Origin of the sequence: Archaeoglobus neptunius (assembly GCF_016757965.1) — an archaeon.
Classification (GTDB): Archaea; Halobacteriota; Archaeoglobi; order Archaeoglobales; family Archaeoglobaceae; genus Archaeoglobus; species Archaeoglobus neptunius.
Map to the genome: position 1 here is coordinate 62,545 of NZ_JAEKIW010000012.1, position 15,931 is coordinate 78,475.

General features: G+C 44.9%; 19 protein-coding genes. 10 read left to right on the plus strand and 9 right to left on the minus strand.

Annotated features, from left to right (window positions below; genetic code table 11):
* Positions 1–9: 9 nt before the first annotated feature.
* Complete coding sequence (argJ, locus tag JFQ59_RS10180) at positions 10–1,149, plus strand: bifunctional ornithine acetyltransferase/N-acetylglutamate synthase (RefSeq protein WP_202320325.1); 1,140 nt, start codon at positions 10–12, stop codon at positions 1,147–1,149.
* Here argJ and JFQ59_RS10185 read toward each other — a convergent pair.
* Both JFQ59_RS10185 and JFQ59_RS10190 read right to left on the minus strand, forming a co-directional pair.
* Positions 1,146–1,595, minus strand: a complete 450-nt coding sequence (locus JFQ59_RS10185) for an Lrp/AsnC family transcriptional regulator (protein ID WP_202320326.1) — start codon at positions 1,593–1,595, stop codon at positions 1,146–1,148. The genes argJ and JFQ59_RS10185 overlap by 4 nt on opposite strands.
* Before the next feature lie 37 nt (positions 1,596–1,632).
* Positions 1,633–2,442 (minus strand): EamA family transporter, encoded by an 810-nt coding sequence (locus JFQ59_RS10190; protein WP_230972457.1) that lies wholly within the window; start codon positions 2,440–2,442, stop codon positions 1,633–1,635.
* Positions 2,443–2,490: 48 nt separating this feature from the next.
* Between JFQ59_RS10190 and JFQ59_RS10195 the strand changes: the two genes are divergently transcribed.
* Positions 2,491–3,108: an RNA 2'-phosphotransferase gene (locus JFQ59_RS10195; protein ID WP_202320327.1), complete on the plus strand. Its 618-nt coding sequence runs from the start codon at positions 2,491–2,493 to the stop codon at positions 3,106–3,108.
* Positions 3,109–3,115: 7 nt separating this feature from the next.
* On the opposite strand, the gene JFQ59_RS10200 is transcribed toward JFQ59_RS10195, so the two are convergent.
* Entirely contained in the window at positions 3,116–4,465 is a 1,350-nt protein-coding gene (locus JFQ59_RS10200; protein ID WP_202320328.1) for a RuvB-like helicase, read from the minus strand.
* Positions 4,466–4,573: 108 nt separating this feature from the next.
* On the opposite strand from JFQ59_RS10200, the gene JFQ59_RS10205 reads away from it, so the two are divergent.
* The 6 genes from JFQ59_RS10205 to JFQ59_RS10230 all read left to right on the plus strand — a co-directional run bounded on the left by JFQ59_RS10205 (position 4,574) and on the right by JFQ59_RS10230 (position 8,382).
* A complete protein-coding gene (locus tag JFQ59_RS10205) occupies positions 4,574–4,915 on the plus strand; it encodes a hypothetical protein (RefSeq protein WP_202320329.1) in 342 nt (113 codons plus the stop codon).
* A 30-nt stretch (positions 4,916–4,945) separates the two neighbouring features.
* On the plus strand, positions 4,946–5,977 hold the full coding sequence (asd, locus tag JFQ59_RS10210) for an aspartate-semialdehyde dehydrogenase (RefSeq protein WP_202320330.1): 1,032 nt from the start codon (positions 4,946–4,948) through the stop codon (positions 5,975–5,977).
* A gap of 120 nt (positions 5,978–6,097) precedes the next feature.
* Entirely contained in the window at positions 6,098–6,403 is a 306-nt protein-coding gene (locus JFQ59_RS10215) for a phosphoenolpyruvate carboxylase (RefSeq protein WP_202320331.1), read from the plus strand.
* Positions 6,404–6,515: 112 nt separating this feature from the next.
* A complete protein-coding gene (locus JFQ59_RS10220) occupies positions 6,516–7,121 on the plus strand; it encodes a hypothetical protein (RefSeq protein WP_202320332.1) in 606 nt (201 codons plus the stop codon).
* Positions 7,118–8,182: a HAMP domain-containing protein gene (locus JFQ59_RS10225; protein WP_202320333.1), complete on the plus strand. Its 1,065-nt coding sequence runs from the start codon at positions 7,118–7,120 to the stop codon at positions 8,180–8,182. The genes JFQ59_RS10220 and JFQ59_RS10225 overlap by 4 nt, the downstream gene beginning before the upstream one ends.
* Entirely contained in the window at positions 8,179–8,382 is a 204-nt protein-coding gene (locus tag JFQ59_RS10230; RefSeq protein WP_202320334.1) for a hypothetical protein, read from the plus strand. Before JFQ59_RS10225 ends, JFQ59_RS10230 begins: the two co-directional genes overlap by 4 nt.
* Here the strand turns inward: JFQ59_RS10230 and JFQ59_RS10235 are convergent.
* The 4 genes from JFQ59_RS10235 to JFQ59_RS10250 form a co-directional block, all read right to left on the minus strand.
* Complete coding sequence (locus JFQ59_RS10235) at positions 8,379–9,113, minus strand: DUF2226 domain-containing protein (RefSeq protein WP_202320335.1); 735 nt, start codon at positions 9,111–9,113, stop codon at positions 8,379–8,381. The two genes, JFQ59_RS10230 and JFQ59_RS10235, sit on opposite strands and share 4 nt — an antisense overlap.
* A gap of 3 nt (positions 9,114–9,116) precedes the next feature.
* On the minus strand, positions 9,117–9,461 hold the full coding sequence (locus JFQ59_RS10240; protein ID WP_202320336.1) for a roadblock/LC7 domain-containing protein: 345 nt from the start codon (positions 9,459–9,461) through the stop codon (positions 9,117–9,119).
* 167 nt (positions 9,462–9,628) lie between these two features.
* Positions 9,629–10,783 (minus strand): magnesium transporter, encoded by a 1,155-nt coding sequence (locus JFQ59_RS10245; protein ID WP_202320337.1) that lies wholly within the window; start codon positions 10,781–10,783, stop codon positions 9,629–9,631.
* 231 nt (positions 10,784–11,014) lie between these two features.
* Positions 11,015–11,854, minus strand: coding sequence for a hypothetical protein (locus JFQ59_RS10250; RefSeq protein WP_202320338.1), 840 nt, complete (start codon positions 11,852–11,854; stop codon positions 11,015–11,017).
* A gap of 108 nt (positions 11,855–11,962) precedes the next feature.
* Here JFQ59_RS10250 and JFQ59_RS10255 point away from each other — a divergent pair, with 108 nt between their 5' ends.
* Entirely contained in the window at positions 11,963–12,799 is an 837-nt protein-coding gene (locus JFQ59_RS10255; protein WP_202320339.1) for an MBL fold metallo-hydrolase, read from the plus strand.
* On the opposite strand, the gene tatC is transcribed toward JFQ59_RS10255, so the two are convergent.
* Both tatC and JFQ59_RS10265 read right to left on the minus strand, forming a co-directional pair.
* The gene (gene tatC / locus JFQ59_RS10260) at positions 12,800–13,678 is read right to left on the minus strand and encodes a twin-arginine translocase subunit TatC (protein ID WP_202320340.1); all 879 of its coding nucleotides are present in this window, start codon (positions 13,676–13,678) and stop codon (positions 12,800–12,802) included.
* 30 nt (positions 13,679–13,708) lie between these two features.
* A complete protein-coding gene (locus JFQ59_RS10265; protein ID WP_202320341.1) occupies positions 13,709–14,632 on the minus strand; it encodes an MBL fold metallo-hydrolase in 924 nt (307 codons plus the stop codon).
* A 122-nt stretch (positions 14,633–14,754) separates the two neighbouring features.
* Here JFQ59_RS10265 and JFQ59_RS10270 point away from each other — a divergent pair.
* Positions 14,755–15,931 (plus strand): thymidine phosphorylase (locus tag JFQ59_RS10270; protein WP_202320342.1); only part of this gene is annotated, 1,177 nt, incomplete at its 3' end.

The following is a 15,931-nucleotide window of genomic DNA, read 5'->3' on the forward strand; positions in this document are numbered from 1 at the left end:
AATAGAACCATGGAAATAACTGATATTGACGGAGTTTTCTGCAATGGCGTAAAGGAGGGGAAATTGGGGTTGGGAATCGTAAGGTGCAGGGGTAATGTGGCTGGAGTTTTTACCCGAAACAGACTTAAAGCTGCCCCAGTCCTGGTTTGCAGGGAGAATATAGATGATGGGCATATTGAGGGAATAATAGTCAACAGCGGAAATGCAAATGCGTATACGGGAGAGCAGGGTTTGAGGGATGCCAGGGAGATGTGCAGAATTGCTGCCAGCTTATTCGGTTGCAGCGATGCGGATGTGGCGGTGGCATCTACAGGTGTGATCGGAAGGCCACTGGATATGGAGTGGATAAGATCGAAGGCTCCCGAAATTTATGCTCGGATTGGCAAATCAGGGAAACATGCTGAAAACTTTGCAAGGTCAATAGTAACCACAGACAGGTTTGTTAAAAAAGCTCATTCAGACGTGGGATTGATTTCTGCAGTTGCCAAGGGTGCGGGAATGATAGCACCTAACATGGCAACCATGCTCTGCTTCATATTCACCTCTGCCAGCTTTGATAGTGGGGAACTTTATGAAATGCTGAAAAAAGCTGTAGACAGATCCTTTAACAGACTTACGGTTGATGGAGATACCTCAACCAATGACACGGTACTTATTGTCTCCACAGGAAAAGAGAAAGTGGATAGAGATGTTTTTGAAGGGGAGCTGTGGAAGGTTTGCTACAGTCTTGCCAAGCAGATTGCAATGGACGGGGAGGGGGCAACAAAGACGTTTGATGTGGTGGTTAGCGGTGCTGCAAGCGATGATGAGGCAAACGCAATCGCAAGGGCCATTGCCAGCTCTCTGCTTGTTAAAACTGCTATATTCGGATGTGATCCGAACTGGGGCAGGATAATTGCTGCGGCAGGTTACAGTTCTGCTGATGTGGACGAGAGGATAACTCTATCTTTAAAAAGCGGCGATAGGGAAGTTCTTTTAGTAGATGATGGAAGACCCACTGGTAATGAAGAAGAGGCCAGAAATCTCCTGAAAACCAGTAACAGCTTCGTTATAGAGATGAAGCTCGAAAAAGGACGTGGAAAGGGTTTTGCAATAGGCTGTGATCTGAGTTACGACTACGTAAAATTGAATTCCGAGTACACGACCTAAAGTTCAATCAGATGAGTCTCCTTGACCACGTTCAGCACGAGCATTGTGTACGTCTTCAGAACCCTCTCCATACCCGCAACTTTTTTCACAAACGAATTCAGGCTGTCCCTGTCCCTGAACTTCGCAACCACGAGGATGTCATATTCTCCTGTAACATCGTAAACAGCCGTAACGTTGTGTTCTCTGGCAATCTCCTTTTCAATTTCCAGCAGGTACCCCCCCTCGGCTGTAATTCCAATTATTGCAATCAGATCGTAACCGAGGGCGGAGTAGTCAACGATAGGAATAAATTTTTTGATTATTCCTGCCTTCCTCATTTTGTTTATTCTGTTGTACACAGTCCCCTCGGCGACACCGACTTTTTCGGCAATTTCCTTCAGACTTTTTCTTGCATCATCTTGCAATTCCCTCAAAATTTTGATATCAACTTCATCGATTTTTACCATCGAACTTGATAATCTGAGGAATTTTTAAGTTTTTCTGTCACTCTCTCCATACCATTCCCACACTGGCAAGTATCATCGTCCCCCCTAAAATCTGCTCAGGCGAGAGCATCTCTCCAAAATACATGTATCCAATTATCGCAGCAGAAACCGGTTCAATCAATGCCAGAATTGGCGCTCTCTGCACCTTGACATACTTCATGCCGTACATGAAAAGCAGGAATGGTATGGCAGTTGGTATCGTGCCGAGTCCAGCGGCCCAGTAAAGGCTGGAAATTGAGCCGTAAAGCAGAAAGTAGGGTAAGAGCAGAGCAGATCCGAATCCAAGATTTACAAAATTGATCTGCAGCGGAGAGTAGTGCTTTCTAGCCTCCTTTGATGTTATAAAAACAAGAGCATAGGACAGTCCCGAAAAAATTCCAAATAAGATGCCCGGGGTTAGTTCACCGTAAGGGGTGAGCATAAGATACAGTCCTCCCAATCCCAGTGGTAGAGCGAGCAAGGTTTTTCTCTCAATCCTTTCGCCCATCAAAGCCGCTATGGGGATCACATACACCGGTGCCATGTACAGAAGCATTGCAGCGGTGGCAACCTCCAAGCTCTGAATTGCCGATATATAGCAGATTATTGTGAGAAGGTTGAAAATAGCAAGTAAAAGTGAGATCCTGCTGAATTTCGGAAAATCTCTGTTCAGAAGACTTATAAATGCGATGATGATGAATCCGAAGAAAAACCTGAGGAATGTAACGACCAGCGCATCTCCCTCCAGGTTTCTGACAAAAACCGAGAGTGTGCTCATCATAATCGCTGCAGAAATTATCGCAAGCCCACCGATCAGTTCTCGACGCATGGCACAAGCAGGCAGCAGGGATTAAAATCTTTCAGTCATAAGGTCAGTGTGGATCTGGGAGTTTGCAGAAATTGTGGAGAGTTTGAGGGAAAGTGTGGATGCGGCAGAGGAAAGGTGATACTATCCGCAAAAGACAGAATAAGGGTTAGCAAGTTCTTGAGCGGAATTTTAAGGCATTTTGGTAGAGATTTTGGTATTTCAATCGATGAAGAGGGATGGGCGACTGTAGACAACGTTCTGGAGGTCTTAAAGGAGAGATTCAACATTGGGAGAAAACAACTTGAGCTCATTGTAAAATTTGACAGGAAAAGTAGATTTGAAATCAAAAATGGGAAAATTAGGGCGAGGTACGGTCACAGCATTCCGATCAAAACAGACTGGAGTGAGAGTGACGAAATACCCGATTTGCTGTATCATGCAACATCTCCCGCAAACATCGACTCGATCATGGCAAAGGGACTGTTACCTCTGAAGAGAAGAGAGGTTCACATGTGTGCCACACCGGAGGAAGCTTTTGAGGTGGGGAGAAGACACTCAAAAAACCCTGTTTTAATCGAAATCAACGCTGGCGAGATGAGAAAAGCAGGAATTAAAGTTAGAAAAAAAGGGAAGATTTATACGGCCGATTTTGTTCCACCGGAGTTTTTAAAGATAGCTGGAAAGTAGAAGGCGATCACATTCCGAGCATTTTCTCCTCCCACTTCTTCAGATATGCTGAACTCTGGCTCACGTCGGCAAATATGCTTGCAGCTCTTTCGACATCCTCTATTTCTACCTTGCCGGAGTTTCTCATCTTGGCATACTCATAAGCGGGAGCGAGGAGCTGTACAGCATAGCGAAGACTGGTTTTCTCTCCTATCTCAGTCAGCCTGTCCAGAGCATCACTGCTGAGCATCATGCCGGACTCAGCCGCTCTGATCTCAACAATTGTTCTGATTTCATCCCTGCTGTAGGGTTCGGTGGTGATTATTAGCAGTCTGTCGAGCAAATCCAGAGGAATGCCGTGCGGAGCTGTTAGGTCCGTGCCCCTGATTCTCGAAAAGCCTCTGTTTGAAGCGAGGATTATGATTGGCGCCATCTCAGACTCCATCGCCCTGTTCATGAAGGCGAAAAGCTCTATGTCCATGAGATGCGTCTCGTCGATGAAAAGCACTCCTGGCACGAGCTCGGCCCTCCCCTCCTCAACCAGCTTCTTAACCTGCTCGTCAACAGCCTGTCTGACCTCGTTGTCCACCTCTCTGCTGGGCGGGCTGAACAGGCTGAAAATACTCGTTCTTCTTGCATTGGCCTCATCGAGGTCGTGGAGGGTTACAACGTATTCAAACTCCTTCTCCTTCTCAACCCTTCCGGATGGAACCTCTACAATTTCCTCATCTCCCAGATCATATTTCTTCTCTGCCTTGGAGCTTTTTCCGATTTTTCCGATTCTTCCCGTCTCCTTGTCGATTACGATCACGTCTCCAACCTCAATCCCCTGAGATAGAAACTGCAGGGCCAGCCTCCCCCCAACGCTGAATGTTCTTTTCTCGTCCCTTGTTGCAAGGGTAAGAGTGGCAGATTCGGGGATTTTCTGTGTCGGGTTGTATGGATTGGGCACCATGTTGTAATCCAGACCCACAACCTCCCCCTCGAGAACAGTCCTTGTCTCCCTTATTCTCACACCTATTGCTTTTCTCATTGCCTGGATTAGAGCCTCTGTCTTCTTTATCTCTGCGCTGTAAAACTCACTTGCCGAAACCTGAACAAACGGAATGTCCCTTCCAAGCTCCTTGCTTATCGCAACTGCAATAGCCGTTTTTCCAGTTCCGGGTGGCCCTGCTATCAGTATCCCTCTACCGGCCATCTTTCCTGATTTTATAAGCCTGACTATTACTCCGGCAGCTTCTCTTGCCTTCTTCTGGCCGACGAGTCCGTCTGCAACTTCTTTAGCTTTTAAATTCTCATCCAGTCCTAAACCACGAATGTGAGAGTGGGCACTTATCCTCTCAAAAGTCTGGCTGATCTCTCTGATTTCGCCCACCATGGTTCATCACCAAGATTGGTGGAAAAGTAGGACTATATAAATTTTTCATTTGCCTTGTTTTGGAGTGAACCAGAAGATTTATTTTTAGGTTGGCTAACAGAACTTCGGATGGAAACAGTTGAGGCAGAGTTAGATACCAACTCAAAACTCGCCGAGAGCATAATTGAGAACCTGATGAAAACGTATACCATTGAAGAAATCATGGACCTGGTCAGGAAGAACAAGGATAAGAAAGTGTACGTCTGCGTAAACAGGAAAAAGCCAGAAGGAGCTAAAATTTTTGTCGATTCCAACGGCAGTCACTGCTACAGATGTGATGACACCCTTTTAATTCCGGTACCGAAAAAATTCGTGATTCTCGAACCGGACAAAATGTACTTCGAAATGACCCTGAGGGCAAACGTACTTCTTGCTCTGAATAAGGCCAAGGAGAAGGAGTTGCACCACTAACTTTTTTAAATTGTCCGTAACCTTTCCACCATGCGATACAGTGTCGGAGTACTGGGCGCTACCGGGATGGTTGGACAGAAGTTCATTCAGCTCCTCGAGAGACATCCGTGGTTCAAGCTAACGAGTCTCGCCGCTTCTGAGAGAAGGGTTGGGAAGAAGTATGGAGAGGAGGTTGACTGGATTGTATCACAGGATGTGCCCGAAATTGCGAGGGATATTGAGATGGTACCTCTCGATCCAAAGCATGTGGATGCGGATATCGTCTTCTCTGCATTGCCATCCAGCGTGGCGAAGGAGATCGAGCCAAAATTTGCTGAGGCCGGATTCGTCGTCGCCAGCAATGCATCGGCATATAGAATGGCAGATGACGTTCCACTCGTAATACCGGAAGTGAATCCAGAGCATCTGGGTATGGTGGAGGTTCAGAAGAAAAATAGGGGATGGGATGGGTTCATAGTTACGAACCCCAACTGCACGACGATAGTTCTGGTTATCTCACTGAAACCATTAATGGATCTCGGGCTGAAAAACGTCAGGGTTGCCTCCATGCAGGCTTTAAGTGGCGCTGGCTATCCTGGCGTTCCCTCTCTGGCCATCACCGACAACGTGATCCCTTTCATCGGGGGCGAGGAAGACAAGGTTGAGACCGAGCCGCTCAAACTCCTCGGCAAATTTGATGGGAAGAAGGTACAGTTTGCGGACATCAAGGTTTCAGCATCCTGTCACAGAGTTCCGGTGATTGATGGACATACTGAGGCTGTCTGGGTCGAATTCGACAGAGATGTAACTGTTGAGGAAGTTAAAGAAGCTTTCGAGTCGCTCAAACCTCTCGATTTGCCAACCTCACCGGAGAAAGTCATAATTGTGAGGGAAGAACCGGACAGACCACAGCCCAGACTTGACAGAGATGCGGGCAACGGAATGAGTGTTGTGGTGGGCAGAATCAGGAAGGATGGCGAAAAAGGGATTAAGTACATCGTTATGGGACACAATACCGTCAGAGGGGCTGCTGGAGCGAGCATACTCAACGCTGAGCTGATGGTTCAGGAAAAGATAATCTGATTTACCAGTTTTTTCTTTTTGTGAACACCTTGAACGCATATTTTGTTCTATATTCTGTTAATGTTATAAATACCACGAGTTTTCCAAGGTTAATTTTCGAAGAACGTGCCGAGAAGGCGGATGAGAAAGCTTCATACTGGCCTATTTGGCTATGCAAGGGGAGAAGAAGTGAAGCTGCCGAGAGCAATAACATTCTGCGCCTCACTGTACTCCATAGGCTTCCCACCTGAGCTCATAGGGCTTGGAGAACTGACCGACAAGGATTATGAAATTGTTTGCGAGGTATTCGGGGATATCAACTTGCAGATGAGTGAAGCGATGAAGTTCTTCAATCCAAACTCGCTGAAAATCATTGGCAAAGTTTTCGAGAGAGATTACATGTGGAAAGTTGTGGAGGCGGGTATGATAAGAGGTTTTCTGGGTTGAAGCAAACAGTCAATTGCAGGTAATGTGCTTCTGGCATACATAATTGCATAAAGTTTTTATTTTGAATTACACAGCAATAACAATTATTGTTAGAATAAGGAGGTGTTAGTAAATGGACGAAGAATGCCAGAAATTGCTTGCAGAGAAGGAAGAGACAATCAGAGATCTGCAGGAAAAAATAAAAGAGCTAGAAATGAAATTGAAGGCGTATGAGATAAGGGATGTATACAGGGGCATAATACCCGATGACGTACTGGAAAAGCTCGTTAAACTTCCACCAGACCAGATGGTGATAGAAATCGGGAAATATCTCAGGGAAAAGGCTGCAGGTATGGAATCAGAGGTGAAGGAAAGAAATGATAAAATTTCAAAACTTAAAGAGGGTATTTCGGAGGTGGCATCCCTAACGAAAGATGCAGAAGTTGAAGCTACAAAAGCTGTGGAGTTGATTACAGGGACTGTGAAGGCCAAGGTGGGTGTAGATCTGAATTTTGCCCAAAAATACGATTTTGAAGGTAGTGATATCGCATTTCTCGGTGAAGACCTCATGGAAACACTCAAAGTTGAGGAAGGTAACTATGTCACGGTGAGAAAAAACGGTAGTGTAAACCTGAGAGTTATGTCCTATTCCAAAAAAGGATTTGTTATTGTCCCCACGTGGGTTAGGGAGAAGCTGGGTGTAAAAATAAATGATTTTGTGGAGGTGAGCAGGAAATGAAACTGACACCAAAAATTATATTAATTGTTGTCGTTGCGAGCATTGTCCCACTGGTTATTCTGGGACAGATGGTTTTTTCAGGCGTGAATGCCTTCAGTGAGGATGTTCACGCCGAAATACAGCAGTTCGGCCAGCAGGCGAAAGCAGGAGTTGTGAACGTCAGTCAGGAGTATCTGGTACGTGCTGGACAGGAAGCTGTGAGAATGAAAGCTCAGGACCTTGCACTGCAAATTCAAACCTATGTTGAAGCAAAGCTGGCACAAAATCCCGATCTGACAACCAGGGACCTGATGAACGATTCGCAGTTTCTTTCAATAGCTCTCCAGACATGGGGAGCAAAGGAGTATACCTGGGTGGGTGCAGGAGCTGTGATCAATGGTGAACCGAGAGCGGTTCTTGTCGCCCATCCCGTGGTTCCGAAAAAGTACTGGGGTCTGGATGTGAAGTATCACCTCCAGTGGGACAAGAAAATGCCGGAGCTTTACGGCCTTCTCATTAAAGTTATGGAAAACCCCGAGACACCGCAGCCTTACTGTGGATACTACACCTGGGTTGAACCGACAACCGGTGAGAAGGTGAGAAAATATCTGTGTCACTATCCCACAAATGTGAAGGTCTATGACCCGGTGCTTGGAAGAAAGGCCTATCTTATTGCCGGTACCTCTGCATATATAGATGGATACTTCCAGTATCTCACACAGAATCCTGCGAATCCATCGGAAAATATAGCCGGTGAGATAGACAAGAACGTTGAACTCGCAGGTCAGCAGGTTTACACAAGTCTGGAAGCTGCAAAGCAGCGCATTTACATGGGATTCGGTATAGCCTTTGCCATCGCTGCCGTCTTCATAGCCGTTCTTGCATTCTTCACAATGACCAACATAGCCGGACCGATTGTTGAGGTGAGCAAAGTCGCTGACAGAATCAGTGAAGGCGAACTGGAAGCTGAAGTACCATTCCAGGAGAGAGATGACGAAATAGGGATACTGGCAAAAAGCATAGAGAGACTGAGGAGGAGCCTCAAAGTTGCGATGGATAGCCTTGAGGAGGCACTCAAATGATAACCTACAAAAGATTGCTAGACGAGCTGAAGAAGGAGATCGGACCTGTCGCTAAAATTTTTTTAAATAAGGCCATGGAATCTCTTGGTTACGAGGACGTTGATGACAGCAACTACAAGGAGATACTTGAAGTACTGAAAATGAACAAGGATCTGAGAGAATACGTTGAAATCGTAGAAGAGAGGCTGGAAAAAGGTTAGATACTTTCTCCTACAATTCTCTCCATTTCGGAAAGCATATCATCAATTTTTTTTCTGGGAACAAAGACAACGAGAGATTTGGCCGCGCTTTTAATCTCTGGAAAACGCTCCACCAGCTCTTCACTTGATTTGCAGTCATTAATCACATTTATAACCTTTCTTGACAGTTTTCCGAGGTAAAGTTCTGCGGTGCTTATGAGTGCTTTTTTCAGTGATTCAAAATCTCCTGCGGTTGTGGAGACAACGTCGTATCCACCCTCCAGAGCATTGATTATTATCTGATCAATCTCCTCATCTGTGGGCATTTTTATTCCATATTTTTTCAGAATTCTTTCTCTCTCGTCGGGTGTTGTAATCACATCTTCGGTCAGACCGTCTTCCATTTCTTTTTCTCCTTCCGGAAGCTCCTCAACGACGGCTTTTTTGTTCCATTCAAGAGCTTTTGCGATATTTTTCTCGTCGAGAGCGTATATATCTGCAACGCAGCTTTCAAGGCTCAGAAGCTCCTTAAGTGCATCACTGCCCAGAATCTCCTTTTTGCTTATAACCCTCTGAATCCCTGCAGCAACGATTTTACCACCGCTGAACAGTACTTTGCCCTTTGTCAGCTCCTCTTTTTTGTAAGAAACTTCCACATATCCCGAAAATTCGGTTTCTGATAACTCTCTTATTATCTCTCTGAAAGCACCCCTCCGTCCAAGCTCCAGAGTCTGACCCTTCGGGATCAGCATCGTTTACACCATTGCACTTATTTTCTCAACCGCCTTTTTCATTTCAATTTTAAGCAGACCATAGTTCGTCTTTTGCTCGGCCACGACACCGAATATCAGGTCCCCGGCTTTTGAGGCGATTATTCTGTTGTCCTTTCCATCGATCAGAACGAGTTCAGCTTCATCTGAAGATAACTTTTCAAGAACCTCTGACGCTTTGTTAAAAGCATCGGCTATCAGAGCAGCATAAACATCATCCTCATCGGAAAATACTGATTCGGCCTCAATCAGGGACCCTTCTCTATCCACAATATATACTCCCTTAACCCCATTAACCCCCAGCATGTCGGCTATAACGTTCTCAAACATATCATCACCTGCACTAAAACTGTATAAAAAAATACTATTTAAGGGTTATGTTTTACAGGTTGCAGGTGGACGGAATTTAGAGAAAAACATGCATGGAGCTAATTTATAAAGCGAAATCCGGTCTTGATTGAGCTTGTGGGAAGCTCAGATATTAGGTGGTGAGCCAACTAAATAAGGTGGATTATTCCGATTATGAAGGTCATAGACATAAGGTCTGCCAGTGTTGTTATCATCGGCACCGTGCCATTGTCAGGGTCCAGACCGATTCTGACAAAAATGCGGGAGATGTAGTAGGCCATAAACATTGTTATCAGAAGCAGAAGTGGATAAAGAAAAACGAACTGCCATATGAGCCATACATTTTTACCTATGGTCAACCTGGCTACAAGAATTCCAAGTAGGTTTATCAGGATTCCAATAAAAAATCCGAGGAATGTGTATGAAATTATATCTATAACAGTTTCACGGTCAATGGTTCCTTTTACCTCACCAAGGTGGATCCTAGTTGATGTTTTTGCACCCACTATTGCTCCAAGATTTCCAGTTGAATCGGCAATCGATGGATAGACAACACTGAAAAGGATTGAAGAATATATAAGCTTGCTGTACTGTTCAAAAAGACTGCCAGAAACGGAAGAAATTGCACTCGTCACTATTAAGATTCCAAGAACTTCTCTAAAAATTTTCTTCTCGTCTTCGCGAAATCTGATCTTAATCATTAGAAAGGCAGGTATTAGGAAAGCTGCAAACAAAGAAATGTAGAACAGTGGCAAAGATTGCTCAAAAATAAGTACAAAGAGAATTAACAGGGGCAAAGTGACAACGTCTCCGACAGAAGTTACGATTGGCGCTGCAACAGCATCAGGGTCAATACCTCTTCTGAATGGTATGATCGTTGCGGCGGCTGTTGAGTAGCCCATCACAATGCTAGAAATAACTGTAGAGGCGAGAACGATCAACAATACCGAGAAGACTAATTGATGGATTTTGATTACGCCGACGGTCCAGAGAACGAGCACTGGCAGTAATGAGAGTAGCAAACTGAGAAGTACGTTTCTCGCTATGTTTTCGTCTCCAAATCTGGGTCTCATCTCTCCAAGATGCAACAAAGTTGTGAGGCGGGACGCCATTGCCCCAAAAATGTTACCTCTGTTTGCCATTAAGCCAGGGATTATTACGAAAAGTATCGGGTAGGAATTCATTATCTTTTCAAAATATGCGCCAAGAACCCCACCGGCAACGAAGTCGAAAAGGAGGCAGAGTAGGAGAGCAGGTAGACTTCCAAGAAAAAGCTGCCTTACTCTGTTCCCTACCCTGATCATCCTCGTCACCTCTCACTGCAGCGCCCGATACGATCTACAGAGTTTTGAATAGTAATATAAAAACCTTGTGTCAATGGATGGGCCCGGTTTAACTTACTTTAACCTTTTGTAGAACGGCCTACAACAGATTTCAATTTTTTTCTCGGTTAAGCAACGAAAAGTAAATTTGTTTAGTGGTTTAAGGTCTTGCTGTTTTACTTACGTAAATTCCAGACCGTGATTCTATTTCGATTACCTGTACAGGTTGAATGACCGCAAAACGATTCTGTGAAAGAACCTTCCTTCTCTGAATGCTAATAGATAGGCAATCACTCCGGTTATTGCAATTCCGAAAACAAAACCAAATGTGCCTGCGAGATGTGTGGAGTATACTGAAACGGCTGCAGCAATGATTGCTAAAATCAGTGAAACACCAACACCGGCAAAGTACACAGCAACACCCTTCAATGCCAGTGAAGATGCCTCATCCCGCATATCATCGATAGTATGCCCTTCTTTGAGCATCCAGTAAGCGCTGATTGCAAGTGGGAGTATTGTTGGCAGCGCCATGGCATAGAGGGTCAGGGCCACGTTACTTCTGGCAAACTGCAGGAACATTGTTTTGCCCGGCTCCCACAAACTTCCCGTCACAGTTGGGTCCCATGTAAACCTCTGCCATCCCGTACCATCCCATCCGTAGAGAAGGATGAAGAAGAAGGCGAAGTAGCCACCCAGCCACTGGAGATGTGCGACGTAGTCCCTGCTGGCTGTGATTAATCTGCTTGAAACGTAGTAACCGAGAACGGCCAGCATAAAATCTCCCGCAAGAAACATGGTAACAAGTGCTGCTGGAATCTCGTCTAAAAATTTCCACACGTGCATGGTTTCCCAGGGCGGGAAGTTCCACAGAAGCCATACGGCCTCGGGAACGAAAATTGCCGATAGGTACAGCAATAGAAGTGCAAAGTAGATGCTTCCAATGGGTGTTGCGCTCAGCTCTCCATCTCCCTTCATCCTTTTTATCTGCTTTCCGGCGGAAGTGGAAAACATCGATCCGATTGCATAGACCCAGAGCAGATCTACCTGCAGCATGTATTTCAACTATTAATTTCAATATATATTTTTATCGATTAATTAAGTATTATTATGATAATTGGCATTCAAGAAAGATTTAAACACCGAATTGAGTTGGATTTGGAGATGAAAATATACAGGGGTATGGAGCTCATCGAAGGTATCAACGGAGGAAAATTCCCCTTTTGTAATGTCATGAAAGTCAATAATGTCCTTATTGATGCTGGAACAGGAATCGACATACTTAAAAGAATAAAAGCGGATATTCTCGTTATCTCCCACACACATCCCGACCATGCCAGCGGAGCATGGCTGTTTCAAAACAAAAAAGTGCTCGGCCCTAATAAATTTCAGACAGATCTGGACAGCCTCGCCAATAGATTCGCGGGTAAGGAGCTAGCAGAGATGTGGAAGTCCTTTATAAAAGGTGCAACCGGAATGAAATCCTTCACGTATGAGGGATACGAAGAAGGAATTATCATGAAAAGTCCTGAAATTGAGGCCATACCCGTTCTTGGCCACACGGCAGACCACCATGCTCTCCTCATAGATCAGAAGGTTCTTTTTGGTGCCGATGTCGATCTGACATCTTTCGGACCTTTTTATGGTAATCCGGAGTCTGATCCATATCTCTTTAAAAAGGAGATTGAAAAACTATTTGATTTGGATTTTGAAGTGTTCGTTTCCGCCCACACGAAACCCGTTTTCGGCAAAGAAGAGGCCATCAGAAGAATGGAGAAATTCATCAGAAAATTCGATGAAAGGGAGGAAAGGATTCTTGAAATTCTTCAGGAGCCGAAAACTGTTGATGAGATAGTTGAAATCTCGCCTATTTATGGCAGAAAACCGTATTTCAAAGATATGCTGGATTATTTCGAGAGAAACATGATTCTGAAGCACCTTGAACGGCTTGAAAAGGAGGGCAAGGTTGAGAAAGAAGGCATATACTGGGTAAGGAAGTAGTTATTTTTTCCGGCCGAAGAACCTTACAAATAGGAGGCTCACCTCAAAAAACACAACCATGGGTACAGCCACCATTATCTGCGTGAATACATCTGGAGGGGTCGTTATCGCTCCAATTACAAAAAATGCCACATAGATGTGCCTTCTGTAGTAGGAAAGGGTCTCGTACTGCACGATCCCGTTTCTCACAAGGAAGAACATTATTAAAGGAAGCTCAAATACCAGTCCGAAAAGAACGAGCATGAGTGCCACAAAGTTCACGAATTCTGAAAGACTGTAGAGTGGAACTGCTCCCTGGGCAACCGCCATGGTGTAAAGGAAACGGATGAAAAATTTCATCATGTTATATCCGTAAATTATACCCAGCACAAACAGCAATCCGGCAGCCACTCCATACTTTAAAGCAGAACTTTTCTTCAGTTCAACATTTTCCAGCAGACCCCTGGATTTCAGGGCTGTGAGTGTTAGATAGAAGATGTAGGGCAGTACAGCGGCGATGCCAACAGCTAGAGACAGTTTCAGGTTCAACAGCAGACCCTCTAGTGGAGTAAGAAGGACTGGGGAGGTCGTTAACTCCATGGCCACTCTAACAAGTTTCTTCGAGGCTTCAAAAGCTATACTGCGGTTTTTCTCGGATGGGTAGTAGGCGTAGTTTTCAAGTTTCTGTGTGATCTCCTTCAATTCATGGGTTATGTTAAGCAACTTGTCCTTGTTCTCTATAACAACCTCTCCGGGAAACAGATCTCCAAGAATTTTGCCGATAACAAGGTTGGCTCCAAAAGTGAAGAAAAGCGAGCTTATTACGATAACAACTAGGGCTATTTTCAGAACTTCTTTCCTCAGCTTAAGAAGAATCACCGCCCAGTCTCTTGGTTCCACGAGGTCTAGAGGTTCCGGAGGTATAAAAAATTAGGGTTCACAGTAGGCTGTGTACACGTAGTCAAGCATCCCCTTCAGGGTGTTGTTTATGAAGAAATCCTCTCTTTTCTTTATATCGTCGTCAAGGAGATGGTATCTGGCAAATCGACGATCTTTTTCAAGAAGCTCCTCTTTTGCCTGCTTTACTATTTCATCCTCGTTTTCAAAGTCTCTTCTGCATGCAATGTCGTAAACGGTATCCACCCAAACCCTAAGCTGCTTTTCGGCCTTCTCAATTATCTCCAGACTGTCTCTCTTGAAGCCGAAATGCCCGAAACAAACTCTTTTGCTCCCGAGCTTTTTTAAATTCTGAAGTGAGTTAAGAGAAACTTCATATATGAACTTTTTTGGGGTAGCCGGTCTCAGATAGTAATCGTTTTTGAGGGGCATGTGCACCCCTGCGGACTCCCCTATGAAAAGGAATTCTTTGAAAACGTAGCTCTGATGATGCGCAGCATGCCCGGGAGTTTCCATGACCTCTATTCTCTCTCCTGAAAACTCAATCTCGCCTCTGTGTATTCTATCTTCAGGAATGCTTTGTGGAGGTCCGTAAATGTCCGCAATTTTTCCCAGTGCTACTTTTGAGGCCTTCCACAGCTTATCCGGGTACATCAGGTGTCTCTCGCCCTTTTTGTGCACGACAACTTTCGAATTTGGAAATTTTTTGATAAGTTCACCTATCCCGCCACCGTGATCGAGGTGAATATGCGTGAGGAGGATGTATTCAATGTTGCTGACCTCCAGATACTTTAACGACTCAAGAAGTTTCGGAACTGTGGATGCGGGTCCAACGTCTATCAGAACAGCCCTGTCATCATCCTTGATAATCCAGGAGCTTATAAATTTTCTAAATCCCTCAGCTTTCTGAGGCAGGTCAATCAGGTAGAGGTCTTCCGCAATTTCGAGTATATTCATATTACTAGATTGACTCCAGCTTAAAAACGTTTTTTCAAACATTTTTAATGAAATTATTAATTTACAGTTTTTTTAACCTGAGTTGGAAAAAGTTAATATTTCTGCAGAATCTTCAATTTGTAATGAAGTTCAGAACAAAAATCCTGCCTTTAAGGACAGAGCGGCTTGCAGTCGTGCTGAATCAGGATGATGCGGCGGAACTCGGGTTAATTCCTGGAGATAGAGTAAAAGTCATATTTGGGAGAACATCATTCGTTGCTGAAGTTGAGATTGCGTCTGAATTTGTTAATTCCGGAGAGGCAGGTGTCTGCAGTTTTACTGCCGAAATGTGCAGTCTGGATGGCGAGTGTGAGGTTGAGATCGTCCCCTTTTCAAGACCAGAATCTGTCGAATACATCAGGAAAAAGCTCGATGGTTTCAGATATGAACAAAGTGAGATCAAACAGATTATTAAGGACATCTCGGATGGTGTTTTGAGCGACATTGAAATGGCTGCTTTCGTTCTTGCAAACGATATAGTCGGAATGCAGGACGATGAGATTCAGGGAATGGTCGAGGCAATGGTCGAAACGGGTGAGAGAATCAGCTTTGACAGGGGAACGGTCGTTGACACCCACAGCATCGGCGGTGTGCCTGGGAACAGGTATTCGCTCATAACCGTCCCAACAGTCGCTGCCGCCGGTCTGCTCATCCCCAAGACGGCGAGCAGAGCCATAACCTCTGCAAGTGGAACTGCCGATACCATGGAGGTTCTGGCCAGCGTAAACCTCAGCATTGACGAGATAAAGGAGATCACCGAAAGGGTTGGCGGTGTTATAGCCTGGAATGCTGCAGCCAAAATTGCCCCTGCAGATGAGAAGATAACGAGGATTGAGTACCAGCTTGAGCTGAGTCCAAAACCTCACCTCATTGCAAGTTTACTCTCAAAAAAGGTTGGAGATGGAGCCAGGTTTATTGCAATTGACATTCCTGTTGGAGAGAAGGCCAAAATTCAGACCATCGATCTGGGCAGAAGCTTTGCAAGCTCGCTTATGGAGATAGGAAGAAGGCTGGACCTTAAAGTTGCCGCAACTTTGAGTGACGGCGGTCAGCCGATCGGCAGAGCTGTTGGCCCCGCTCTGGAGGCTAAAGAAGTTCTGAAAACTCTTGAGGATGGTGTGGCAAACGATTTACTTGAAAAATCTCTCGGCATAGCCGGAATACTTTTCGAGATGACGGGTATTGCTGCTAACGGGTATGCACATGCCAGAAAGATTTTTGAAAGTGGGAAAACTCTCGAGAAGTTCAGGGAGATAATAG